The 23,706-nt window shown below is 73.5% G+C and carries 20 protein-coding genes; 11 read left to right on the top strand and 9 right to left on the bottom strand.

Going from position 1 to position 23,706, the window contains the following annotated elements; translation table 11 throughout:
- The first annotated feature begins 39 nt into the window (after positions 1 to 39).
- From AC07VC_RS11655 to AC07VC_RS11630, 6 genes are all read left to right on the top strand, one after another.
- Positions 40 to 1,410: a bifunctional o-acetylhomoserine/o-acetylserine sulfhydrylase gene (locus tag AC07VC_RS11655; protein ID WP_317229005.1), complete on the top strand. Its 1,371-nt coding sequence runs from the start codon at positions 40 to 42 to the stop codon at positions 1,408 to 1,410.
- A gap of 41 nt (positions 1,411 to 1,451) precedes the next feature.
- The gene (gene metX / locus AC07VC_RS11650; RefSeq protein WP_494675625.1) at positions 1,452 to 2,663 is read left to right on the top strand and encodes a homoserine O-acetyltransferase MetX; all 1,212 of its coding nucleotides are present in this window, start codon (positions 1,452 to 1,454) and stop codon (positions 2,661 to 2,663) included.
- Between the two features lie 135 nt (positions 2,664 to 2,798).
- Positions 2,799 to 3,479, top strand: coding sequence for a response regulator transcription factor (locus tag AC07VC_RS11645; protein WP_317229003.1), 681 nt, complete (start codon positions 2,799 to 2,801; stop codon positions 3,477 to 3,479).
- Positions 3,480 to 3,632: 153 nt separating this feature from the next.
- Positions 3,633 to 4,787, top strand: a complete 1,155-nt coding sequence (locus AC07VC_RS11640) for a sensor histidine kinase (protein WP_494675624.1) — start codon at positions 3,633 to 3,635, stop codon at positions 4,785 to 4,787.
- Complete coding sequence (locus tag AC07VC_RS11635) at positions 4,784 to 6,016, top strand: hypothetical protein (protein ID WP_494724465.1); 1,233 nt, start codon at positions 4,784 to 4,786, stop codon at positions 6,014 to 6,016. The genes AC07VC_RS11640 and AC07VC_RS11635 overlap by 4 nt, the downstream gene beginning before the upstream one ends.
- A 26-nt stretch (positions 6,017 to 6,042) precedes the next feature.
- Entirely contained in the window at positions 6,043 to 6,699 is a 657-nt protein-coding gene (locus AC07VC_RS11630) for a response regulator transcription factor (RefSeq protein ID WP_094115604.1), read from the top strand.
- Between the two features lie 54 nt (positions 6,700 to 6,753).
- Here AC07VC_RS11630 and AC07VC_RS11625 read toward each other — a convergent pair whose 3' ends face one another.
- Together AC07VC_RS11625 and AC07VC_RS11620 are read right to left on the bottom strand one after the other, a co-directional pair.
- Positions 6,754 to 8,034, bottom strand: coding sequence for an MFS transporter (locus tag AC07VC_RS11625; RefSeq protein ID WP_494675622.1), 1,281 nt, complete (start codon positions 8,032 to 8,034; stop codon positions 6,754 to 6,756).
- A gap of 51 nt (positions 8,035 to 8,085) precedes the next feature.
- Positions 8,086 to 8,412 carry a thiamine-binding protein gene (locus AC07VC_RS11620; protein WP_494675621.1) on the bottom strand — a complete coding sequence of 109 codons (327 nt, stop codon included), beginning with the start codon at positions 8,410 to 8,412 and terminating at the stop codon, positions 8,086 to 8,088.
- Positions 8,413 to 8,623: 211 nt separating this feature from the next.
- Between AC07VC_RS11620 and AC07VC_RS11615 the strand changes: the two genes are divergently transcribed.
- Positions 8,624 to 9,307: a YceI family protein gene (locus AC07VC_RS11615; protein ID WP_494675620.1), complete on the top strand. Its 684-nt coding sequence runs from the start codon at positions 8,624 to 8,626 to the stop codon at positions 9,305 to 9,307.
- On the opposite strand, the gene AC07VC_RS11610 is transcribed toward AC07VC_RS11615, so the two are convergent.
- On the bottom strand, positions 9,304 to 10,185 hold the full coding sequence (locus AC07VC_RS11610; protein WP_494675619.1) for an ADP-dependent NAD(P)H-hydrate dehydratase: 882 nt from the start codon (positions 10,183 to 10,185) through the stop codon (positions 9,304 to 9,306). The genes AC07VC_RS11615 and AC07VC_RS11610 overlap by 4 nt on opposite strands.
- A gap of 135 nt (positions 10,186 to 10,320) precedes the next feature.
- Here AC07VC_RS11610 and AC07VC_RS11605 point away from each other — a divergent pair, with 135 nt between their 5' ends.
- Complete coding sequence (locus tag AC07VC_RS11605; RefSeq protein WP_494675618.1) at positions 10,321 to 11,400, top strand: NADH:flavin oxidoreductase/NADH oxidase; 1,080 nt, start codon at positions 10,321 to 10,323, stop codon at positions 11,398 to 11,400.
- A 67-nt stretch (positions 11,401 to 11,467) separates the two neighbouring features.
- Here AC07VC_RS11605 and AC07VC_RS11600 read toward each other — a convergent pair whose 3' ends face one another.
- The 3 genes from AC07VC_RS11600 to guaB1 all read right to left on the bottom strand — a co-directional run bounded on the left by AC07VC_RS11600 (position 11,468) and on the right by guaB1 (position 15,487).
- Entirely contained in the window at positions 11,468 to 12,511 is a 1,044-nt protein-coding gene (locus AC07VC_RS11600) for a hemolysin family protein (RefSeq protein ID WP_317228996.1), read from the bottom strand.
- Entirely contained in the window at positions 12,504 to 13,934 is a 1,431-nt protein-coding gene (locus AC07VC_RS11595; RefSeq protein WP_494675617.1) for a hemolysin family protein, read from the bottom strand. The genes AC07VC_RS11600 and AC07VC_RS11595 overlap by 8 nt, the downstream gene beginning before the upstream one ends.
- Before the next feature lie 113 nt (positions 13,935 to 14,047).
- The gene (guaB1, locus tag AC07VC_RS11590; RefSeq protein WP_494675616.1) at positions 14,048 to 15,487 is read right to left on the bottom strand and encodes a GMP reductase; all 1,440 of its coding nucleotides are present in this window, start codon (positions 15,485 to 15,487) and stop codon (positions 14,048 to 14,050) included.
- A gap of 178 nt (positions 15,488 to 15,665) precedes the next feature.
- On the opposite strand from guaB1, the gene AC07VC_RS11585 reads away from it, so the two are divergent.
- A complete protein-coding gene (locus AC07VC_RS11585; RefSeq protein WP_317228993.1) occupies positions 15,666 to 19,484 on the top strand; it encodes a multifunctional oxoglutarate decarboxylase/oxoglutarate dehydrogenase thiamine pyrophosphate-binding subunit/dihydrolipoyllysine-residue succinyltransferase subunit in 3,819 nt (1,272 codons plus the stop codon).
- Between the two features lie 107 nt (positions 19,485 to 19,591).
- Here the strand turns inward: AC07VC_RS11585 and AC07VC_RS11580 are convergent, their stop codons facing one another.
- The 3 genes from AC07VC_RS11580 to AC07VC_RS11570 are packed head-to-tail and all read right to left on the bottom strand — an operon-like array spanning position 19,592 to position 21,065.
- Complete coding sequence (locus tag AC07VC_RS11580; RefSeq protein ID WP_494675615.1) at positions 19,592 to 20,032, bottom strand: GNAT family N-acetyltransferase; 441 nt, start codon at positions 20,030 to 20,032, stop codon at positions 19,592 to 19,594.
- A 35-nt stretch (positions 20,033 to 20,067) separates the two neighbouring features.
- Positions 20,068 to 20,310, bottom strand: a complete 243-nt coding sequence (locus AC07VC_RS11575) for a zf-HC2 domain-containing protein (RefSeq protein ID WP_094115594.1) — start codon at positions 20,308 to 20,310, stop codon at positions 20,068 to 20,070.
- Positions 20,307 to 21,065 carry a sigma-70 family RNA polymerase sigma factor gene (locus AC07VC_RS11570; protein WP_396335502.1) on the bottom strand — a complete coding sequence of 253 codons (759 nt, stop codon included), beginning with the start codon at positions 21,063 to 21,065 and terminating at the stop codon, positions 20,307 to 20,309. The genes AC07VC_RS11575 and AC07VC_RS11570 overlap by 4 nt, the downstream gene beginning before the upstream one ends.
- Before the next feature lie 130 nt (positions 21,066 to 21,195).
- Here AC07VC_RS11570 and aroA point away from each other — a divergent pair, with 130 nt between their 5' ends.
- Both aroA and rsgA read left to right on the top strand, forming a co-directional pair.
- Positions 21,196 to 22,623, top strand: a complete 1,428-nt coding sequence (gene aroA, locus AC07VC_RS11565) for a 3-phosphoshikimate 1-carboxyvinyltransferase (protein ID WP_494675614.1) — start codon at positions 21,196 to 21,198, stop codon at positions 22,621 to 22,623.
- Positions 22,620 to 23,684: a ribosome small subunit-dependent GTPase A gene (rsgA, locus tag AC07VC_RS11560; protein ID WP_494675613.1), complete on the top strand. Its 1,065-nt coding sequence runs from the start codon at positions 22,620 to 22,622 to the stop codon at positions 23,682 to 23,684. The genes aroA and rsgA overlap by 4 nt, the downstream gene beginning before the upstream one ends.
- Positions 23,685 to 23,706: the final 22 nt, after the last annotated feature.

The following is a 23,706-nucleotide window of genomic DNA, read 5'->3' as shown; positions in this document are numbered from 1 at the left end:
TCGCACGGGCGACACCGACGCATGAGGGAAGGCACCACCATGAGCGACCACGACGAGGACCGGGCAGCGGGCTGGCGCTTCGAGACGCAGCAGATCCACGCGGGGGCCGCCCCGGATCCCGTCACGAACGCGCGCGCGACGCCGATCTACCAGACGACCTCGTACGTGTTCAAGGACTCCGCGCACGCGCAGGACCTCTTCGCGCTAGCCGAGTTCGGCAACATCTACACCCGCATCCAGAACCCCACGCAGGCCGTCGTGGAGGAGCGCGTGGCCGCTCTCGAGGGCGGGTCGGCGGCGCTCCTCGTGGCGTCGGGGCAGTCGGCCTCGACCTTCGCGGTGCTCAACATCGCGCAGGCCGGCGACCACATCGTCTCCAGCTCCTCCATCTACGGCGGCACCTACAACCTGTTCAAGTACACGCTCGCGAAGCTCGGCATCGAGACGACGTTCGTCGAGGACCAGGACGACCCCGAGGCATGGGCGCGGGCCGTGCGCCCGAACACGAAGCTCTTCTTCGCGGAGACCATCGGCAACCCGCGCATCAACATCCTCGACATCCGCAGCGTCGCGGACCGGGCGCATGCCGCCGGCGTACCCCTCATCGTCGACAACACCATCGCCACGCCGTACCTCATCCGGCCCTTCGAGCACGGCGCGGACATCGTCGTGCACTCGGCGACCAAGTTCCTCGGCGGGCACGGCACCGTGATCGGCGGGCTCGTCGTCGACGGCGGCCGCTTCCCGTGGTCCGAGCACGCGGAGCGCTTCCCCGGCCTCACCACGCCCGACGCCTCGTACCACGGGGTCACCTACACCGAGGCGCTCGGCGACGGGATCGCGTACATAATCAAGGCCCGCGTGCAGCTCCTCCGCGACCTCGGCGCCTCCATCGCCCCGGCGAGCGCCTGGCAGCTGATCCAGGGCATCGAGACGCTGAGCCTGCGGATCGAGCGGCACGTGCAGAACGCGCAGGCCGTCGCCGAGTGGCTCGACGCCCACGAGGACATCGCCACCGTCTACTACTCGGGGCTCCCCACGAGCCCCTGGTACGCCGCCGCCAACCGCTACGCGCCGCGCGGCGTCGGCGCCGTGCTGTCCTTCGAGCTGAAGGGCGGCGTCGACGCCGGGCGCGCCCTCGTCGACTCGCTGCAGCTGTTCAGCCACCTGGCGAACATCGGCGACGTCCGCAGCCTCGTGATCCACCCGGCCTCCACCACGCACTCGCAGCTGACGCCCGAGCAGCAGCTCACCGCCGGGGTCACCCCGGGCCTCGTGCGCCTGTCCGTGGGCCTGGAGAGCATCGACGACATCCTCGACGACCTCGCCGCCGGGCTGCGCGCCGCCCGCGCGGTCAAGGACGCGGCGATCGACTCGTCGCTCCAGGGCGCCGGCCCGGTCGGGGCGTAACACTCGGGCGCGCGCCCGTCGCGGATGGTTCACTGATCGGGATGGACTGGCAGACACCCGAGGACACCGTCCCGTCGAGCCTCGTGACGGACGCGCAGATCCGCTCCCTGATCGGCCGCCCGCCGGCCTCCGGGGCCTGGCGCGAGGGCGATCCCGTCGCCGACCGCCTCTTCGCGTCGGTGGGCGGGATCGACCTCGAGGCGGGCGGGCGCATCCCGTCGGTGCGCGTGGCCTACGAGACCTTCGGCGAGCGCGCGCCGGACGGCCGCAACGCCGTCCTCGTGCTGCACGCGCTCACCGGGGACAGCCATCTGCGCGGTCCTGCCGGACCAGGGCAGCCCACCGGCGGCTGGTGGTCCGGGATCGTCGGCCCGGGGCTCGCGATCGACACGGACCGCTGGTTCGTGGTCGCGCCCAACATGCTCGGCGGCTGCCAGGGCACCACGGGCCCCGCCTCCCTGGCCCCGGACGGCGCCGAGTGGGCGGCCCGCTTCCCGTACATCACCATCCGCGACCAGGTCCGCGTGCAGGCAGCCCTCGCCGACGCGCTGGGCATCGACGTGTGGGCCGCGGTCGTGGGCGGCTCCATGGGCGGCATGCAGGCGCTCGAGTGGGGCGTCGGCCACGCGGACCGCATGCGCCGCCTCGCGATCCTGGCGGCTCCCGCCATCTCGAGCGCCGACCAGATCGCGCTCAACTCCGTGCAGGCGGAGGCCATCCGCATGGATCCCGCCTACCGCGACGGCGACTACCACGACGCGGCCGACGGCGACGGCCCGCACCGCGGCCTCGCCCTGGCGCGCCGCATGGCGCTGCTCAACTACCGCAGCCCCGACGAGCTGAACCAGCGCTTCGCCCGGTCCTGGCAGAGCGGGATCAGCCCCATGGGCGACGAGGGCCGGTACGCGGTGGAGTCGTACCTCGACTTCCACGGCAACAAGTTCACCCGGCGCTTCGACGCCACCAGCTACATCCGCCTCATCGACTCGATGAGCTCCCACGACGTGGGACGCGACCGGGGCGGGGTGGAGGCGGCGCTCGGCAGGGTGCGCGCCGCCACGCTCGTGGTCGGCATCGACAGCGACCGGCTCTTCCCCGTCGCGGACCAGCGCCTCATCGCGCGGGCCGTGCCCGGGTCCATCGACGGCGGCGAGGTCGTGGTCATCTCCTCCGACTACGGGCACGACGGCTTCCTCATCGAGAACGAGGCGGTGGGCCGCGAGCTCGCCCGCCTGCTCGACCACGACGCGTAGCGGCGCCGGGCGCACCGGCGCCCCAGTACGGGGGTGAGTTGGGCGCGCGGCATCGCCCCGCCGCATCATGCGTTCCTATGCTTCCCCTGGGAGCACGCCGCCGCCCCCGGGCGTCGGCGTACGAGGGGAGCACCGATGAGCCGACGTCCGCTGCAGGCGACGGGGCAGGGCCAGCGGGTCCGCGTGGCGCTCGTCGACGACCACGTCCTCCTGCTCGACGGGCTGAGCGCCCGGCTGTCGCGCCCGCGCACGGGCGTCGAGGTCGTGGCGACGTCGCCCACCTGGAGCGGCCTCGTCCGCGACGAGCGCTTCCCCGACGCGTTCGACGTCGTCGTCCTCGACCTCGCCCTCCGCGACGACGTGCCGGTGGCGCAGAAGATCCGGACCCTGACGGGCGCCGGCCTCACCTCGGTGCTCCTCAGCACGCACGCCGACCCGTCGACCATCCACGGCGCGATGCGCGCCGGGGCGTCCGCCGTGGTGCCGAAGGCGGAGTCCTCGGAGGAGCTGATCGCGAGCATCCACGCGGCCGCCGACGGCACGCCGCGGCAGAGCGCGCTCGTGCAGCAGGCGATGCAGGACTTCCAGGCCGAGGAGGACCCGCGGCTGGGGCAGCAGGAGCAGCGCGCGCTCGTGCTCTACGCGGGCGGGCGGTCGATCCGCGACGTGGCCGAGGCCATGAGCACCACCGAGGAGACGGTGAAGTCGTACATCAAGCGGGGGCGCCGGAAGTACCTGCACGCGGGGACGGACCTCGGCACGAAGCTGCTGCTGCGCCGCCACGCGATCCGCCACGGCTGGATCGCGCCGGAGTAGTCGGACGCGGCCCCTCCGGGCGGCGATCCTAGGACATGCGCACGATCGGCACGGCTTCCGCCTCGACGTGCCACGCGCTTCCCGCTCCCCCATAGGATCGGAGGCACACCGAGCGCACGCCACCGGCGTCGGCGCACTGCGAGCGGGGACCCGATGGATCGCATGAAGCGCGAGCGCGAGCGCCTGCTGCAGCGGACCGCCCGCGTCTACGGCCTGAGCTTCACCGCGGTGGCCGCGCTCTGCATCCTGCTCCCGGGCGAGATCCCGCCCCCCGCGGCGGCGGGCAGCACCGCCCTCCTGATCGTCCTCGCCGTCGCGCAGTGGCGCATCGGCACGGATGCCCGCGCGCGCTGGATGCTGGTCGTCCTCGTCGCCGGCCTCGCCGCGATGGTCGTGGCGCAGCTCGGCGGGCGCTCGGCCTCGTCCCTCACGGCCCTCACCCACCTGTCCGCGGGCGCCGTCGGATCGCTCGCGCTCCTCGAGACCATCCGGCCCGGACGCCTCCGCATCGTCGCGGCCGCCTTCGTGCTCACGAGCGCGGTCGCGGTCGGCACGGCGTGGTCGACGGAGGCCTTCCCCTACGTGGTGCTCGTGCACGTCTTCGGCTGGCTCCTCGCGGCCATCCTCGGCTACTGGCTGAGCGTGGCCGTCCGACGGGTCGGCCGGCGCATCACCGACATCGGGCGGGCGCACCGCGCCGAGCGCATGGCCAGCGAGCTCGAGGCCCAGCGACGGCAGGGGGCGAGGCTCCTCCACGACACGGTCCTCGCGACGCTCACGCTCCTCGCGCACTCCGGCGTCGGCGTCACAGCGCAGGCGATGCGCCAGCAGGCGGCCGACGACGCCCGCCTCCTCCGCCAGCTGCGCCTCGGCGCCAACCCCACGCCCCAGGCGTCGGGCGGCTACACGCTCGAGCCCGTCGAGCAGTCGGTCCTCGGCAACACGCTGGAGTCGGTCAAGCAGCGCTTCGGCCGGATGGGGCTCGAGGTGAGCTGGCACGGCACCGGGCAGGTGCTGCTCCCGAGCGACATCCTCGACGCGTTCCTCCTCTCGCTCGCGGAGTGCCTGGAGAACGTGCGCCGGCACGCGGGCGTGACCGAGGCGCACGTCACCATCACCGACGACGACACCACGGTGCGCGCCATGGTGACCGATGCGGGCGTCGGGTTCGACCTCGCGCACGTCGACCAGGCCAAGCTCGGCTTCAAGGAGTCCGTCGTCGCGCGCCTCGCGGACGTGGGCGGCAACGCGCGCCTGTTCTCCTCCCCGGGATCCGGCACCACGGTCGTCCTCGAGGTGCCCAAGTGAGCCGCCGCGCGCCCGACGCCCCGCCGCGCACAAGCCGGCGCGTGCGCCTGCCCGCGGGCACCCCCGCGCAGCCGACCTCCATCGGCCTCGGCTACCTCGGCGCGGGGTCCGCGGTCGTCTGCGCGATCGCCATGGGCTACGGCCTCGTCCGCTTCGCGCTCGACTACCGCCTGCTGCCGTCGCCCGGCCTGACCGCGACCGCGTGGATCCTCCTCGTCGCCCTCCTCGCGGCCTCGGTCATCGCGGTCCGCGCGCTCCGCGACCGCATGCCGGGTCCCCTGATGGCGGTCTTCGTCGTGGGGCTCGGCGTCGTGGTCGCGCTCGACCTCGTGGCGGTCTGGCCCTTGGGCGACGTCATGCAGCACGCCACGGCGGGCATCGCCGCCGGGGCGGCCCTGCTCACGACCGTCACCTACCGGCCCGCCCGGGAGGTGCTGGCGGTCGACGTCGCCCTGGGCGCGGTGCTCCTCGTCGTGTTCCTCGTCTCCGACCCGGTGGGACCCGCCGACCTGGCGCCCGAGATCTCCGCCATCGCGCGCGCCGTGGTGCCCGCCGCGTTCGGGGTCGCCGTCGTCCGCGGGTTCCGCCGCGTGACCGAGATGGAGCTCGACCGCGTCCTCGTGCAGAGCACCGTCTCCGCCCCGCGCTACGCCGTGGGCATGCTCGCCAGCGAGGAGCTGGCGCGCCTCGACCTCGCCGCCGAGCAGCTCCTCGACGACGTCGCCAACGGGCGCGAGCCCCTCCCCCTGTCGCCGCTCGCCGCCTCCACCGCGGCGTCGCTGGCGACCGAGCTCCGGCTGCACCTCATCGAGGGCCGCCGCGAGACCTGGCTGCACCACGCCATCACGGAGTCCGAGTTCCTCGGGCCGGACGTCACCCTGAGCGACCCGAACGCGCTCGCCGGCCTCCTGGACCGCCGCCAGCGCGACGGCCTCCTCTCGGCGGTCTGGCTGCTGCTGACGTCCACCGAGCGGCGCGCCGGCGTGCCCGGCGTGGCCGTGCAGCTCGCGCTCGGCCCCCTGCGCGGTCGGGCCGCCGGGGCGACGCCGACGCCGCTGCGCCGGGCGATCGTGCCGATCGTCATCACGACGACGGGGCTGCCCCGGACCCGACTGGATCCCTCGACGTGGGATGCTATCGACAAGGTCGGCACGCACGCGGAGAGCACCCGCGGGACGAGCCTCCTCATCACGATCGACTGCGTAGTGGACAACCCCGCCGACCGGTGAGGGCCCTCATGAGAACCGGAGAGCACGTGTCAGCTGAGAACCGACCGATCACCCTCGCCATCGTGGACGACCACCGGATGCTGCTCGGAGCCCTCACCGAGTGGATCCGCAACGCCGCGTCCGACATCGAGATGGTCGCCGCCGTGTCCACCTGGCCGGAGCTCCTGACGCACCCGCGCTTCCCGGTCGACGTCGTGCTCCTCGACCTCGACCTCAAGGACAACCTGCCCATCTCGCTGAAGATCTCGACGCTGAAGACCACGGGCGTGAAGACCGTGCTGATGAGCACGTACTCCGAGCCCAACGTCGTGCGTGAGGCGCTCGCCTCCGGCGCGCTCGGCTACCTCGTGAAGAGCGAGGACGCGAGCATGATCGTCGACGCCATCCGGCTCGCGGCCGACGGCCAGTCGTACATCTCGGCCGAGCTCGACCTCGCCATCAACAGCACCGACGTCGGCGGCGTGCCGAAGCTCAGCGCGCAGGAGCGCCGCGTCATGGCCCTGTACGGCGGCGGCGAGCCCGTGAAGTCGGTGGCCTACAGCCTCGGCATCTCCGAGGAGACGGCGAAGTCGTACCTCAAGCGGATCCGCGAGAAGTACCGCGTCGCGGGCTTCGACGTGGGCACCAAGGTGGCGCTGCGCAAGCGCGCGATCCAGGACGGCATCCTCCTCCAGGGCGAGTAGCCGCGCACGGCCCGCGCCTGAGCCTGCGCCGTCGGAGGCGCGGGTGCCGGCGCCTCAGCCGCCCAGCGCGATCGGTTGAGTGGTCGGCCGCGGGCCGTCCACCGGACGTCGTGCCCCGCGGCGGCGCCGGTCGAGGCCGAACGCCGCGAGGGCGATCAGGAGGCCCGCCACGCTGAGCCCCACGCCCACGATCGCGGGCGACGTGTAGCCGAGGCCCGCCGCGACGGTGACGCCGCCGAGCGCCGCGCCGAGCGCGTTGCCCGTGTTGAGGGCGGAGTGGTTGAGCGCGGCGGCGATGGACTGCGAGTCGTGCGCCACGTCCATGAGGCGGATCTGGATCCCGGGCGACAGCGCGGCGGCCGCCCCCCCGATGAGGAAGAGGAAGGCGAACAGCCCCACGGGATGGGCCGCGGTGAGCGCGAGTCCCACGAGCGAGACGATGAGCAGGCCGAACAGCGACAGGAGCGCGACGCGCACGTCGCGGTCCGCCCACCAGCCGCCCACGAGGTTGCCCGCCGTCATGCCGAGGCCGACCACCACGAGCGCCAGCGGCACGGACCACTCGGGCAGCCCCGTCACCTCCGTCACCATCGGCGCCACGAACGTGTAGACGGCGAAGAAGCCGCCGAACCCGATCGCGCCGATCAGGAGGGCGAGCCACACCTGCAGTCGCGTGAAGGCGCGGAGCTCCCTCCGGAGCGTCGCCTCGGGGTTCCCCGCCTGGTCGGGCACGGCGAGGAGGACGGCGACGAAGGTGGCCGCGAATATCGCGGCGACCACGAGGTAGGCGACGCGCCAGCCCGCGTTCTGCCCGATCCACGTGACGATCGGCACGCCGATCACGTTGGCGATGGTGAGCCCGGCGAGCACGAAGGCGACGCCGCGGGCGCGCTTGCCCTCCCCCATGAGCTGCGCGGCCACGAGCGAGGCGATCCCGAAGTAGGCGCCGTGCGGGAGGCCCGCCACGAAGCGCGCGAGGACGACGAGGCCGAAGCTCGGGAGGACGGCGCTGAGGACCGTGCCGAGCGTGAACGCGAGGAGCAGCCAGAGCAGCAGCTTCCGACGCGGCGCGCGCGCCGACGCCGCGGCGATGGTGGGGGCGCCCACGACCACGCCGAGGGCGTAGGCGCTGATGAGCGTGCCCGCCTGCGCGTTGGCGGCCTCCGTCGAGCGGGCCGCCACCTCGGGCAGGAGGTCGGCCGCGAGCTGCGGCAGGAGCCCCATGGCGACGAACTCCGTCGTGCCGATGGCGAACCCGCCCATCGCGAGGGCGAGCAGGGCGACGCGGACGCGGGCCGGCGACAGGGTCGCCCGCCCGGGGATGGGGGGATTCACCCGACGAGCCTACCGGTGGTCGGGATCCGGTCGAGAGGGAGCCGCGCGCCGTCAGGCGCCGGCGTCGCGGGCGTCGCGGGCCTCGAGCGCCGACTCGAGGCGCTCGAGCTTCCCGGTGAGCTCGCCCGCGTACCCCGGGCGGATGTCCGCCTTGAGCACGAGCGACACGCGCGTGCCGAACGGGGCTACGGCCTCCGTGGCCCGTCGCACGACGTCGAAGACCTCGTCCCAGTCCCCCTCGATCGTCGTGAACATGGAGTCCGTGCGGTTCGGCAGGCCGGAGGCGCGGACGACCGCGACGGCGGCCGCGACGGCGTCGTGGACTGAGGCGTCGGGTGCGTCGCCCCCGCTGGGAGCGACGGAGAAGGCGACGAGCATGGGGACCCCCGGGGATCGACGGCGGCGGCGGTCGTCCGGGCGGGCGCCCGGCGGCCGGCCGGATGTGGGTCCAGGCTACCGACCCCGACCGCCCTGTGGACGGTCGCCGACGTCGATCCCGCCTCCCCGCGAGACTCGTCCGGTACTTGAGAGTTCACAGAACGGGTCGGCCGCGGTGCGGCCGCCCGCATCGCACCAGAGGAGCAACGCCATGGAGAAGAAGACGAAGATCATCATCGGGATCGCGGGCGGCGCGGTCGTCCTGGTCGGCGGCTTCGCCGCGTTCGGCGGCCCCCTGTACCAGCAGCTCGCCGGTGCGCCCGACGCCGTGCCGACGCTCGCGGCCACGCCCGCCGCGGGCGGGCCGGTCGGCGACCTCTCCGGCGAGTGGACCGTCGGGGGGTCCTCGTTCGCGGGCTACCGCGTCGACGAGGTCCTGAACGGCACGCCCGTCACCGTCAACGGCCGCACGGACGCCGTCACCGGGGACATCACGGTCGACGGGACCCGGGTCACCGCGGGCACCATGACGGTCGACGTGACGAGGATCGCCACCGACCAGCCGCCCCGCGACGCGTACTTCCAGGGCGAGGCGATGCAGACCGCCGAGTTCCCGACGGCGACCTTCACGCTCACCCAGCCGATCGCCGCCGACGGGGTGCAGGCCGGCGTGCCCGCCACCTACGACGTGACCGGGGACCTCACGCTGCACGGGGTCACCCGCTCCGTGACGGCGCAGATGCAGGCGTCCTTCACGGACGACGGCGGCCAGATCGTCGGCTCGATCCCGATCACCTTCGAGGACTTTGGCGTCCAGGCGCCGAGCCTGGGCTTCGTCACGGTCGAGGACCAGGGGTCGGTGGAGTTCTCCCTCGACGTGGCGCCGAGGGCCTAGCCCCCGGGCGTCCCCCGCAGCACGTCCCGCACGGCCCTCGGCATCGCCTCCGCGACGTCGAGGGCCGTGACCGGTCCTCCGTCGGACGCGATCCCGCCGGCCCTCCCGTGCAGCCACGCCGCGGCGGCCGCCACCTCGGCGAGGTCCGCCAGGGGGTCCGCCGAGTCGGCCAGGCGCGTCGACGCCCCCGCGACGAGCGCGCCCAGCACCCCGCCGAGCACGTCGCCGGACCCGGCGGTCGCGAGCCATGGAGTCCCCGAACGGACCGCGATGCGCGCGGACCCGCCCACCACGAACGTGGTCGCGCCCTTCAGCAGCACGCACACCCCCAGCTCCCGGGCCGCCCGCTCCGCCCAGCCCGCGGCGTCCGCCGCGATGTCCTCCGCCGAGGCGCGGATGCCCGCGTCGTCGAGGAGACGCGAGAGCTCCCGGAAGTGCGGCGTCACGACCGCCGGCCCCGTCGCACGGCCGATCAGGTCGAGAGCCCCGGCGTCCACCACCGCCGGCAGCCCCTGCTCGAGCGCCGCGACGATGTCCGCGGTCGTCGCCGCGTCGCGGTGGGACCGGTCCATGCCGGAGCCGACCAGCCACGCCTGCACGCGCCCGTCGGCCGTCACGACCTCGGGGCGCCGCGCGAGGACGGACGCCGAGGCACCCGCGGGCCCGAGGTAGCGGATCATGCCGAGGCCCGTCCGCGCGGCCGCCTCCACGCCGAGGACCGCGGCCCCCGGGTACCGGTCGGATCCGGTCCGCACCCCGAGCACGCCGCGCGTGTACTTGTCGTCGTCGTCCGCCGGGAGGCGGACGGCCCGTCGGGTCCGCTCCGCGTCCTGGCGGATCCAGCCCTCGGGTACCCGGTCCGTGCGCGCGTCGCTCATCCCCTCACGATAGGCGGGCGGGAATGCGGCGACCGCGCCGCGCCTTGGTCCCATGAGGCCGACGTCGCCCTCCGCCCGTCCCCGCGCGCCGCGCCTCCCGCCTGGGCCCGCGGCCGCCCGCCTGGAAGGAACCCCATGCCCACGTCCCCGCTCTTCGAGCCGATCACCGTCCGCGGCGTCACCGCGCGCAACCGTATCTGGGTGGCACCCATGTGCCAGTACAGCATCGACGCGCGCGACGGCGTGCCCGGCGCCTGGCACCTGGCGCACCTCGGCTCCTTCGCCCGCGGAGGAGCCGGACTCGTGATGGCCGAGGCCACGGGCGTGAGCCCCGAGGCGCGCATCACGCCCGAGGACACCGGCATCTGGGACGACGCGCAACGCGACGCGTGGAAGCCGATCGTCGACTTCATCCACGAGATGGGCGCCGTCGCCGCCATCCAGCTCGCCCATGCCGGCCGCAAGGCCTCCACGTACTCGTTCTCGGGCCGCGGCACCACGCCCGTCGCGGAGGGCGGCTGGGAGACGGTCGCGCCGTCGGCGGAGCCGTTCCCCGGATACGCGACGCCCACGGCGCTCGACGCGGACGGCATCCGGAAGGTCGTCGACGACTTCGCCGCCGCCGCCCGCCGCGCCGTGGACGCCGGCTTCGACGTGCTCGAGATCCACGCCGCCCACGGCTACCTCCTGCACCAGTTCCTCTCGCCGCTCAGCAACCACCGGGACGACGAGTTCGGCGGGAGCCTCGAGAACCGGGCGCGCCTGCTGCTGCAGGTCGTCGACGCGGTGCGCGCCGAGGTCCCCGACGTGCCGCTCCTCGTGCGCTTCTCCGCCACCGACTGGGCGGGCGACGCCGGCTGGGACGAGCGGCAGACCGCCGCCGTCGCCGGCTGGGCCGCCGAGCGCGGGGCGGACTTCTTCGACATCTCCACCGGCGGCAACACCACGGGCGTGACGATCCCGGTCGCCCCCGGCTACCAGGTGCCGTTCGCGGAGTACGTGAAGGAGCACGCGGGGGTCGCGCTCAACGCCGTGGGGCTCATCACGGAGCCCGCGCAGGCGGAGGCCGTCGTGGCCGAGGGCCGCGCGGACGCCGTGATGCTCGGCCGCGAGATGCTCCGCGACCCGCACTTCGCGCTCCGCGCCGCGCACGAGCTGGGCGTCGAGATCGACTACTGGCCCAAGCAGTACGACCGCGCGCGCTGGGCGGCCTGACCCGCCGGAACCCGACGACGACGGCGCGGCACCCCTCGGGGTGCCGCGCCGTCGTCGTGCCTCCGGGTCAGATGCGCCGGGTGGCGTCCTGCACCTCGCCGACGAGCTCCTCGATGATGTCCTCGAGGAACAGCACCCCCGTCGTCTCGCCGGCCTCCGTGAAGGCGCGGGCGAGGTGCGCGCCGGACCGGCGCATCATGGCGAGGGCGTCCTCGAGCTCGGTGCCCTCGAACACCGAGACGAGCTGCCGGATCCGCTTGGCCGGCACGGGCCGCACGAACTCGTCGGCCTCGTCCAGGTCGATGACGTCCTTCAGGTGCAGGTACCCGGACGGCTCGCCCCGGTCGTCCACGATCACGTAGCGGGAGAACCCGTGGCGGGCGACGGCCCGCTCGACCTCGGAGGGCGACGCGGTCTCGTGCAGGCTGACCAGCGCGTCGAGCGGGATCGCGATGTCCTGCACCTTCTTGCCGGTGAACTCGAACGCGGCGGTCAGAGCGCCGGTCCGGTCCTCGAGCACGCCCTCCCGCGTCGACTGGTCGACGATGCCCTGCACCTCGTCGAGCGTGAAGGCGCTGGCGGCCTCGTCCTTCGGCTCGACCCCGAACAGGCGCAGCACGCCGTTCGAGATCCCGTTGAGCGCCAGGATGAGGGGCTTCACGACGCGGGCGATGCCCACCAGCGGCGGCGCGAGCAGCAGCGCGGCCCGATCCGGGACGGAGAAGGAGATGTTCTTCGGCACCATCTCGCCGAGGACGACGTGCAGGAACGACACCAGCAGGAGCGCGATGACGAAGGCGATGGTCGAGATCGCCTCGTCCGGCAGACCGGTCGCGGCCAGCGGGATCTCCAGCAGGTGGTGGATGGCGGGCTCGGACACGTTGAGGATCAGGAGCGAGCACACGGTGATGCCGAGCTGGGTGGTCGCGAGCATGAGCGTCGCGTGCTCCATGGCGTAGAGGGTCACGCGGGCGGCGCGGCTGCCCTCCTCGGCGCGCGGCTCGATCTGGGACCGCTTCGCGGAGATGACCGCGAACTCGGCCCCGACGAAGAAGGCGTTGACGGCGAGCAGCACGACGAGCGCGATGATCCCCCCGGCGTACTCACCCATGGGACGGCTCCTTCCGGCGGGCCTCGCGGTCCGCGTCGGCCTGGCGGCCCGCCTCGCGCTCGGCCTGGCGCACGGCCTGGCGGTCCGCCTGGCGCTCGGCGCGCGTGGTGCCCACCGCGGTGGCGACGGGCTCGGGCACGGGGGTGAAGCGGATCCGGTCGATCCGCCGGCCGTCGAGCCGCTCGACCCGCAGCGTGCCGGTCTCGAGCTCCAGCTCGTCGCCGACCACGGGGAGCCGGCCGAGCTCGCTCATCACGAAGCCCGCCGCGGTCTCGTACGGGCCCTCGTCGGGGATCCGGAGGCCCGTGCGCTCGAGGAGCTCGTCGGGGCGGAGCATGCCGGGGAACGTCAGCGAGTCGCGCGAGCGGACGACGCCCGCCCGCGTGCGGTCGTGCTCGTCGGCGAGCTCGCCGACCAGCTCCTCCACCAGGTCCTCCAGCGTGGCGACGCCGGCGGTGCCGCCGTACTCGTCGACGACGACGGCCATCTGGAACCCGCGTCCGCGCAGCTCGCCGAGGAGGTCGTCGAGCTTCATCGTCTCGGGCACGCGGATCGCCTCGGACTGCAGCGCGGTCACGGGCACCTGGGCGCGCTTCTCGCGCGGCACCGCGACGGCCTGCTTGACGTGCACGAGGCCGATGACGTCGTCCACGCCGTCGTCGGTCACCGGGAAGCGCGAGTAGCCGGTGGTCATCGCGAGCTCGATGACCGTCTGCGCGCTGTCGGTGCGCTCGACGGACTTGACCCGCAGGCGCGGCGTCATGACGTCGGACGCCGTGAGGTCCGCGAAGCGCAGGGTGCGGCTGAGGAGCATCGCCGTGTCGTCCTCGAGGAGGCCGGCGAGGGCGGAGCGGCGGACGAGCGAGGACAGCTCCTCGGCGCTCCGGGCGCCCGAGAGCTCCTCCTTGGGCTCGATGCCGACGAGCCGCAGGATGCCGTTGGCGCTGTCGTTGAGCAGCACCACGGCGGGCTTGAACACGGTCGTGAACAGCGCCTGGAACGGGATCACGAGCTTGGCCGTCTCGCGCGGCAGGGCCAGCGCGAAGTTCTTGGGCACGAGCTCGCCGACGATCATCGACAGCAGGGTCGCGACGACGAGCGCCACGATCGTCGAGACCGGCGGGACGAGGCCCTCGGCGAGCCCCGCGGAGGTGAGCGGCCCGGTGAGGAGGCGGCTGAGCGCCGGCTCCATCGTGTAGCCGGTGAGCAGCGTCGTCAGCGTGATGCCGAGCTGGGCGCTCGAGAGGTGGGTGGAGGTGATGCGCAGCGCGCGGATCGGCGGGCCGAGCCGCTTCTCACCGCGCTCCTGGCGCTTCTCCAGGTCGGAGCGGTCGAGGTTGACGAGCGCGAACTCGCTGGCCACAAAGAGGCCGGTGCCGAGGCTGAGGACGAGGCCCGCAGCCAGGAGGAGCCATTCATGCAAGGGAGCGGCTCCCGGGCGCCGGGCGCGCAGCCGGCTTCAGGTGGAGGGGCGCGCCGAGCGGGGGTCTATGAGCAGGAGGGGGGTCGTCCATCGTCCGTCGAGCATACCGGGGCTCACCAGCCCACGGGCAGGGGCTTGCCCTCCTCGTAGCCCGCCGCCGACTGGATCCCCACCGCCGCCCTGTCGGCGAACTCCGCCCGGGTGCGGGCGCCCGCGTAGGCGAAGGCGCTCCGGACGCCGGAGGTGATCGTGTCGAGCAGGTCCTCGATGCCCGGCCGCAGCGGGTCGATGCGGATCCTGCTGGTCGAGATGCCCTCGGCGAACAGCGTCCGCCGCGCGAGCTCGAAGGCCTCCCGGCGGCCGAAGCGCTCCTGCACGGCGCGGGTCGACGCCATCCCCCAGCTCTCCTTGGCGAGCTGGCCGTCCTCGTCGACGAGCAGCCGTCCGGGCGACTCGACGGTGCCCGCGAACCAGGACCCGATCATGACGCTGGCCGCGCCGGCCGCGAGGGCCAGGGCCACGTCGCGGGGGTACCGGACTCCCCCGTCCGCCCACACGAGGGCACCGGCGGCGCGCGCCGACTCCGCCGTGTCGAGCACGGCGGAGAACTGCGGGCGCCCGACCGCGGTCATCATGCGCGTGGTGCACATGGCGCCGGGTCCCACGCCGACCTTGACGATGTCGGCGCCGGCCCGGACGAGGTCCCGGGCGCCCTCCGCCGTCACGACGTTGCCCGCGACCAGCGGCACGCGCGGGTCGAGGGCGCGGACGTCGCGGATCGCGCGGAGCATCGCCTCCTGGTGGCCGTGCGCCGTGTCCAGCACGAGGACGTCGACGCCCGCGGCGAGGAGCGCACGGGCCCGGCCCACCGGGTCCCCGTTGACGCCGACCGCCGCGCCGACGGCGAGGCGCCCGTGCCCGTCGACCGCGGGCGCGTAGACGGTGGAGCGGAGGGCGCTGCGGCGGCTGAGCGTGCCCACGAGGCGGCCGTGCGCGAGGACCGGCGCGAAGTCGAGGCCGGCGGCGTGCATCAGGTCGAAGGCGGCGCGCCCGGTCGGCACGTCGTCGGCGTCGAGGGACGCGAGCGCGCCGTGCGGCAGGTCGCCGAGCCTGGTGCCGTCGGGGATCCCGGCCAGCTGGGTGCCCTCGAGGCAGCCCACCATGCCGCCGTCGGCGTCGCGCAGGACGATGCCGTGGCCCGCGATGGCCGGGAGGAGCTCGCGCGCCTGTCCGACCGTGGCGTCCACGGGGAGCTCGAGCGGCGAGTCGTAGGCGACGGGCGCCGCCTTCACGTGGTGGATGGCCGCGTCCAGCTCCTGGGGCCGGAGGTCCTGCGGGAGGATCGCGATCCCGCCGCGGCGGGCGAGCACGGCGGCCAGCCGCGGGCCGGTGACCGAGCCCATGTTGCTCGCCACCACCGGGATGGTGGCGGGGGTGCCGTCGCCGGGCGTCAGGTCGACGTCCATGCGGCTGGCGACGTCGGAGCGGCCCGGGCTCAGGAACACGTCCGAGTAGGTCAGGTCGTGGGTGGGAGCCTCTCCGGTGAACCTCATGGCACGACGGTAGACCCGGCGTCCGGCCGCGCGCCAGGCCGCCGCCCGGGGCCGCGCTCCGACGCGCCGCTCCCGCCTTCCCCACCGGGGGAAGGCCTAGGCTGGGGGATCGTGACGCGCGGACGCGAACGGGCCGCGCGAGGCAGACGACTGACGTGAAGAGAGCGGGCGATCAACTGTGTCGAGCCAGGTGACTGGTACGGGGACCGATGACGGTTCCACGGGCGACTTCGGAGCCAACGAATGGCTCGTCGACGAGATGTACGAGAGGTACCTCGTCGACAAGGACTCGGTGGACCGCAGCTGGTGGCCGATCCTGGAGAACTACCACAGCACCGTGATCGAGGGCCGCGAGGCGACGCCGGCCACCGGCGACCAGACCGCCGAGGCGCAGATCCCGGAGTCGGACGGCACCTCCGCCCCCGCCACGACGAACACGGGAGCGCCGGCAGCGACGCCCGCCCCCGCATCCGCCGGCCAGCCGGACGCGTCGGCGCAGCAGCCCGCCACGGGCGCGCAGCCCGCCGCGCGCACCACGAGCATCGCCCCGAAGCAGCAGCCCATCCCCGCGCAGGCCCCGGCGAAGGCGCCCGCCAAGAAGGGCGCGGAGCCCGCGCCCGAGGGTGAGGACCAGGTCTCCCCCCTCCGCGGCATGGCGAAGAGCCTCGCGACCAACATGGACGCCTCGCTCACGATCCCGACCGCGACGAGCGTCCGCACGATCCCGGCGAAGCTGATGATCGACAACCGCATCGTCATCAACAACCACCTGAAGCGCGCCCGCGGCGGCAAGGTGTCGTTCACGCACCTCATCGGCTGGGCGCTCATCCAGGCGCTCAAGGAGTTCCCGAGCCAGAACGTCCACTACGACGAGGTCGACGGCAAGCCGAGCGTCGTCTCCCCCGCGCACATCAACCTCGGCATCGCGATCGACATGCCGAAGCCGGACGGCACGCGCGCGCTCCTCGTCCCGAGCATCAAGGGCGCCGAGGCCATGACCTTCGGCGAGTTCCTCTCGGCGTACGAGGACCTGGTGAGGAAGGCCCGCGGCAACAAGCTCGCCGCGGGCGACTTCGCCGGCACCACCATCTCGCTCACCAACCCGGGCGGCATCGGCACGGTCCACTCCGTGCCGCGCCTCATGAAGGGCCAGGGCGCCATCATCGGCGCCGGCGCCCTCGAGTACCCGGCCGAGTTCCAGGGGTCCTCCCCCAAGACGCTGGTCGAGCTCGGCATCGGCAAGACCATCACGCTGACGAGCACGTACGACCACCGCGTGATCCAGGGCGCCGGCTCCGGCGAGTTCCTGAAGATCGTGCACGAGCGCCTCATCGGCCAGCACGGCTTCTACGAGGACATCTTCGCGGCCCTGCGGATCCCCTACGACCCCATCCAGTGGGCCACCGACATCAACGTCGACCTCTCGGAGCGCGTCTCGAAGACCAGCCGCGTGCAGGAGCTCATCAACGCCTACCGCGTCCGCGGGCACCTCATGGCGGACATCGACCCGCTCGAGTACCAGCAGCGCACGCACCCGGACCTCGAGATCACGAACCACGGGCTCACCTTCTGGGACCTCGACCGCGAGTTCGTGACGGACGGCTTCGGCGGCCGCCGCCAGGCCCTCCTCCGCGACGTCCTCGGCATCCTCCGCGACTCCTACTGCCGCACCATCGGCATCGAGTACATGCACATCCAGCAGCCCGACGAGCGCCGCTGGATCCAGGGCAAGGTGGAGCAGCCCTACGCGAAGCCCACGCACGACGAGCAGATGCGCATCCTGTCCAAGCTCAACGAGTCCGAGGCGTTCGAGACCTTCCTGCAGACCAAGTACGTCGGGCAGAAGCGCTTCAGCCTCGAGGGCGGCGAGTCCACGATCTCGCTCCTCGACACGCTGCTCCAGGGCGCCGCCGACCACGGCCTCGACGAGGTCGCGATCGGCATGGCCCACCGCGGGCGCCTCAACGTGCTCACCAACATCGCGGGCAAGAGCTACGGCCAGATCTTCCGCGAGTTCGAGGGCACCCAGGACCCCCGCACGGTGCAGGGCTCCGGCGACGTGAAGTACCACCTCGGCACGGAGGGCACGTTCCGCGGGGTCCACGGCGAGGAGATGCCGGTGTACCTGGCGGCGAACCCGTCGCACCTCGAGGCCGTCAACGGCGTGCTCGAGGGCATCGTCCGCGCGAAGCAGGACCGCAAGCCCATCGGGACCTTCTCGGTCCTGCCGATCCTCGTGCACGGCGACGCGTCGATGGCCGGCCAGGGCGTGGTCTTCGAGACGCTCCAGCTCTCGCAGCTGCGCGCCTACCGCACGGGCGGCACGGTCCACATCGTGATCAACAACCAGGTGGGCTTCACCACCCCGCCGTCGGAGTCCCGCTCGTCGGTGTACTCGACGGACGTGGCGAAGAGCATCCAGGCGCCGATCTTCCACGTGAACGGCGACGACCCGGAGGCCGTGGCGCGCGTCGCGCACCTGGCCTTCGAGTTCCGCCAGGAGTTCCACAAGGACGTCGTCATCGACCTCGTGTGCTACCGCCGACGCGGCCACAACGAGGGCGACGACCCGTCGATGACGCAGCCCCTCATGTACAACCTCATCGAGGCCAAGCGCTCGGTGCGGAAGCTGTACACGGAGGCGCTCGTCGGCCGCGGCGACATCACCCAGGAGGAGTACGACGCCGCGCAGAAGGACTTCCAGGACCGCCTCGAGCGGGCCTTCGCGGAGACCCACGCCGCGCAGACGTCGTCCATCCCCATCCAGACCGGCGACGCCGGCGCGGTCGCCGACCTCGAGCGTCCCGACTCGCAGCAGGACGACGGCCACGGCGAGCCCGAGACGACGGGCGTGTCCGAGGCCGTGGTCCACGCCGTCGGCGACGCCCACGACAACCCGCCGCAGGGCTTCTCGGTGCACCCGAAGCTGCAGGCGCTCATGCGCAAGCGCCTCGACATGAGCCGCAACGGGTCCATCGACTGGGCCTTCGGCGAGCTCCTCGCCATCGGCTCGCTGCTGCTGGAGAACACCCCGGTCCGCCTCGCCGGCCAGGACTCCCGCCGCGGCACGTTCGTCCAGCGCCACGCCGTGCTGCACGACCGCGACAACGGCCAGGAGTGGCTGCCCCTCGCGAACCTCAGCGACCGGCAGGCGCGGTTCTGGATCTACGACACGCTCCTCAGCGAGTACGCCGCCATGGGCTTCGAGTACGGCTACTCCGTCGAGCGGCCCGACGCGCTGGTGCTCTGGGAGGCCCAGTTCGGGGACTTCGCGAACGGCGCGCAGACCGTCATCGACGAGTTCATCTCCTCGGCCGAGCAGAAGTGGGGCCAGCGCTCGAGCGTCGTGCTGCTGCTGCCGCACGGCTACGAGGGCCAGGGGCCGGACCACTCCTCGGCGCGCATCGAGCGGTTCCTCCAGCTCTGCGCCGAGCAGAACATGACCGTCGCCCGCCCGTCCACGCCCGCGTCGTACTTCCACCTGCTGCGCCGCCAGGCGTACTCGCGGCCGCGTCGCCCGCTCGTGGTCTTCACTCCCAAGGCGATGCTGCGGCTCCGCGGCGCGACGAGCGACGTCGCGTCGTTCACGTCCGGCCGGTTCGAGCCGGTCATCGACGACGTCCGGATCGAGGACCGCGGCGCCGTCCGCCGGGTGCTCCTCCACTCGGGCAAGGTGCACTACGACCTGCTCGGCGAGCTGGAGAAGCGCCAGGACACCTCCATCGCCCTCGTGCGGCTCGAGCAGTTCTACCCGTTCCCCGAGGAGCAGGTGCGCCGTGTCGTCGAGTCGTACCCGGACGCCGAGGTCGTGTGGGTCCAGGACGAGCCGGAGAACCAGGGCGCCTGGCCCTTCGTCCATGTGGAGCTCGGCCGGGTCCTGCCCGACCGTCCCGTGCGCGTGGTGTCGCGCCCGGCCGCGGCGTCACCCGCCGCGGGTTCCAGCAAGCGCCACGCCACGGAGCAGACCGACCTGATCGCCCGCGCCACCGCCGAGTGATCCCGGGGGCGCTCCGCCCCGCACGACGAGAGGCCCGGTCCCCTGGGGACCGGGCCTCTCGTCGTGTCGGCGGCGCGGCATCGAGGGCGGGTGCCGACGCGCGGCGGTCAGCCCAGCTTCGAGTAGCGGATGCCGGACGCGTGGTAGCCGCGGCGGGCGTAGAAGCGCGTGACGTTGTCGCGCGCGGCGGCCGAGGTCGCGAGGAACCGGGTGGCGCCGTGCTCCCGCGCCCACGCCTCGTAGTGGCGGATCAGGTCCGAGCCGATGCCGCCGGCCTGCCGGCCCTCGCGCACCACCAGGATGATGAGCTGCGCGATCGGCTCGTCGTCGGCGAGGCCCCACATGAGGTGCCCGCCCGCGAGGCCGGCGATGTCCCCGGCGTCGTCGCGGACCACCCACGTCTCGTGGCCGGCCGCCGCGGTCATCCGCGAGAGGCGGGCCGCGACGCGCTCCTCGTCCACCTCGTAGTCGAGCAGCCGCAGCAGCTCGACGATGACGGTCAGGTCGGCGGGGGACGGCGTCCCGAGGGACTGGATCGCGTTGGTCACGTCCCGAGATTACCGGGACGCGGCGACCGCTCCGGTCAGTGGGTCGCCTGGATGGACCGCAGCTTCTCCATCACCTGCATGCGCAGGTCCTCCGGGGCGGCCTCGGAGCACGCCCGGCGCACGGTGTCCCGGAGGACGACGCCGACGCGGTGCTCGCGCGCGCAGTCCGGGCAGTTCGCCATGTGCTCGCGGATGTCGGCGGCGTCCGCCTTGTCGAGCTCGTGGTGCAGGTACTCCTCGAGATCCTTCTTGGCCTTGTCGCAGCCGCAGTCGCTCATTTCGTCGCTCCAGTGAGGTGCGCGGTGGAGATGCCCCGCTCGCGCGCGTAGTCGGAAAGGAGGCCCCGCAGCATCCGGCGGCCTCGGTGGAGGCGGCTCATGACGGTGCCGACGGGGGTCTTCATGATGTCGGCGATCTCCTGGTAGGAGAAGCCCTCGACGTCCGCGAAGTAGACCGCCATGCGGAAGTCCTCCGGGATGGACTGCAGCGCGTCCTTGACGGTGCTGTCCGGCAGGTGGTCGATGGCCTCCGCCTCGGCGGAGCGCGTGGTGGTCGCCGTGGCGGACGTGGCGCCGCCCAGCTGCCAGTCCTCGAGCTCGTCGATGGTGCCGTTGTACGGGTCCCGCTGCTTCTTGCGGTAGTTGTTGATGAAGGTGTTCGTGAGGATCCGGTAGAGCCAGGCCTTGAGGTTCGTGCCCTGCTTGAACTGGTGGAAGGCCGTGTAGGCCTTCACGAACGTCTCCTGGACCAGGTCCTGCGCGTCCGCGGGGTTGCGCGTCATGCGCAGGCCCGCCGCGTAGAGCTGGTCGATGAACGGGAGCGCCTGCTCCTCGAAGAGCTCGCGGTTGTCCCCGGGCTGCGCCGGGCGCGGCTCCGCGTCCTCGGCCCGCTCCGCCTCCTGCTGGTCCGCGGCCTCCTCGGTGGAGAGCACGACGGCCTCCACGAGCTCCGCGGGCGCGGCCTGCGGGGTCGACGCATCGCCCCCGGTGGTGTCGGCCGGCGCGTCGTGACTGGTGTTCCCTGAAGTGGCCATCAAGGCAGATTCTACGGCGCGCACGAGCTCGGCGGACGGGGCCGCCGGTGCTGTCCTCGTGATCACGGGTGATCCTTCCCGGCCCGGGATCCGGGCCTGCCGGACGTCTGCCCGGTACTCTGGTGAACCCATGGAGATCTTCAGGTATTCCGGTCCGACCTTCAGCCCGTACGACGACGACCGGACCCACCAGCCGGTCCCGACGGACGACGGCCCCTGGGCGGCGCCGGTGGCCGACGGCCCGCTCGACGCCACCGTGCCGCTGCCCGGATCCAAGAGCCTGACCAACCGGGAGCTCGTGCTCTCGGCCCTCGCGGACTCCCCCTCGGTCCTCCGAGCGCCGCTGCGCTCGCGCGACACGCGCCTGATGATCGAGGCGCTGCGCGCCCTCGGCACCGTCATCGAGGAGATCGACGGCGACGGGGCGTTCGGACCCGACCTCCGCATCACGCCCGCCGAGCTCGCGGGCGGCATCACCATCGAGTGCGGGCTCGCCGGCACCGTCATGCGTTTCCTGCCGCCCGTCGCCGCCCTCGCCCTCGGACCCGTCTCCTTCGACGGGGACCCGAGCGCGCGCCGCCGCCCCATGTCCGGCACGATCGAGGCACTCCGCGCCCTCGGGGTGGACGTGAACGACGACGGCCGCCGCGCCCTCCCCTTCAGCCTCTACGGGACGGGCGAGGTGCCGGGCGGCGAGATCGGCATCGACGCCTCGGCGTCGAGCCAGTTCGTCTCCGGGCTGCTCCTCGCCGCCCCGCGGTTCGCCGAGGGGCTGCGGCTCCGGCACACGGGCGCGACGCTGCCGAGCATGCCGCACATCGCGATGACGATCCGCACGCTCGCCGACCGCGGCGTGGTGGTCGAGAGCCCGGAGCCCGGTCTATGGATCGTGCCGCCCGCGCCCATCGCCGGTCGGGAGGTGCGGATCGAGCCCGACCTGTCGAACGCCGCACCGTTCCTCGCGGCGGCGATCGTCGCCGGCGGCCGCGTGGCCGTCCCCGGCTGGCCCCGGGAGACGACCCAGGTCGGCGCCGACCTCGCGCACCTCCTGCCGCGCTTCGGCGCGACCGTCACCCGCGAGGGCGACGCGCTCGTCGTCGACGGCGGCCCGGGCCTCGCCGCCGGGGGCCGCATCCCCGGCGTGGACCTCGACCTCAGCACGGGCGGCGAGCTCGCGCCCGCGCTCGTCGCCCTCGCGGCCCTGGCCGACGGACCCAGCCGCATCACCGGCATCGGCCACCTCCGCGGACACGAGACGGACCGCCTGGCCGCGCTGGCCGCGGAGATCACCGGGCTCGGCGGATCCGTCACCGAGCTGGAGGACGGCCTCGAGGTCACGCCGGCCCCGTTGCACGGCGGACCGTGGCGCGCGTACGAGGACCACCGCATGGCCACGGCCGGCGCGATCATCGGGCTCGCCGTCCCCGGCGTCGAGGTCGACGACATCGGCACGACCGCGAAGACCCTCCCGGAGTTCCCCGAGCTGTGGATCGGGCCGCTCCTCGGCCGGGCGCCCCGTGCCGCGGTCGACCCGCTCGCCCTCGGCGGGCTCCTGTGAGCTGGCTCGCCGACCCGGAGCAGGACGACGGCGTCTGGGACGCCTACGACGAGTCCTCCGTGCGCGTCCGCCCGAACCCGAAGGGCAACAAGCCGCGCAGCAAGCAGCGCCCCGGGCACGCGGACGCCGTCGAGGGCCGCGTGCTCACCGTCGACCGCGGGCGCTTCGGCGTGCTCGTCGGGGAGGACACGCCGGAGGAGCACACCCTCACGGCGACCCGGGCGCGCGAGCTCGGCAAGAAGGCCGTGGTCACCAACGACCGCGTCGACATCGTCGGCGACACCTCGGGCGACGAGGGCAGCCTGTCCCGCATCGTCCGCATCGCGCCGCGGCGCACGCTGCTGCGCCGGAGCGCCGACGACTCCGACGCCGTGGAGCGCGTGATCGTCGCGAACGCCGACCAGATGCTCATCGTCGTCGCCGCCGCGGAGCCCGAGCCGCGCGCGCGCCTCGTCGACCGCTACCTCGTCGCCGCGTTCGACGCGGGGATCCAGCCGATCCTCTGCATCACGAAGTCGGACGTCGCCGACCCCGCGCCCTTCGCGGCGCACTTCCGCGTCCTCGACGTCCCCGTGGTCCTCAGCCGGAGCGACGACGTGCCCCTCGACGAGCTGCGCGCCCTGCTCGCGGACCGCACGACGGTCGCCGTGGGGCACTCGGGCGTCGGCAAGTCCACGCTCGTCAACGCGCTCGTGCCGGACGCGCGCCGGGCCACCGGCGTCGTCAACCAGGTCACCGGGCGGGGTCGCCACACATCGAGCTCCACCGTGTCGATGCGCGTCGAGACGGGCGGCGGCGGCCACGGCTGGATCATCGACACCCCGGGCGTCCGGTCCTTCGGTCTCGGGCACGTGGACCCCGCGAACATCCTCCGCTCGTTCGCCAGCTACGCGCACCTCGCGGAGGGCGAGCCGCCCGGCGGCATCCCGCTGACGGAGGCGCACGACTGGGAGATCGTCGACCGGGTCGAGGCCGGCGAGCTCGGCGACGCGGGACGCGAGCGCCTGCACTCGCTGCAGCGCCTGGTCAGCAACCGGTCGGACGCCGCCAAGGCCGAGTGACCGGCCCCGGCGGACCCGATCG

Source organism: Clavibacter sp. GW821-FHT01D01, from assembly GCF_059422605.1.
This window is presented reverse-complemented; position numbering and strand designations above follow the sequence as displayed.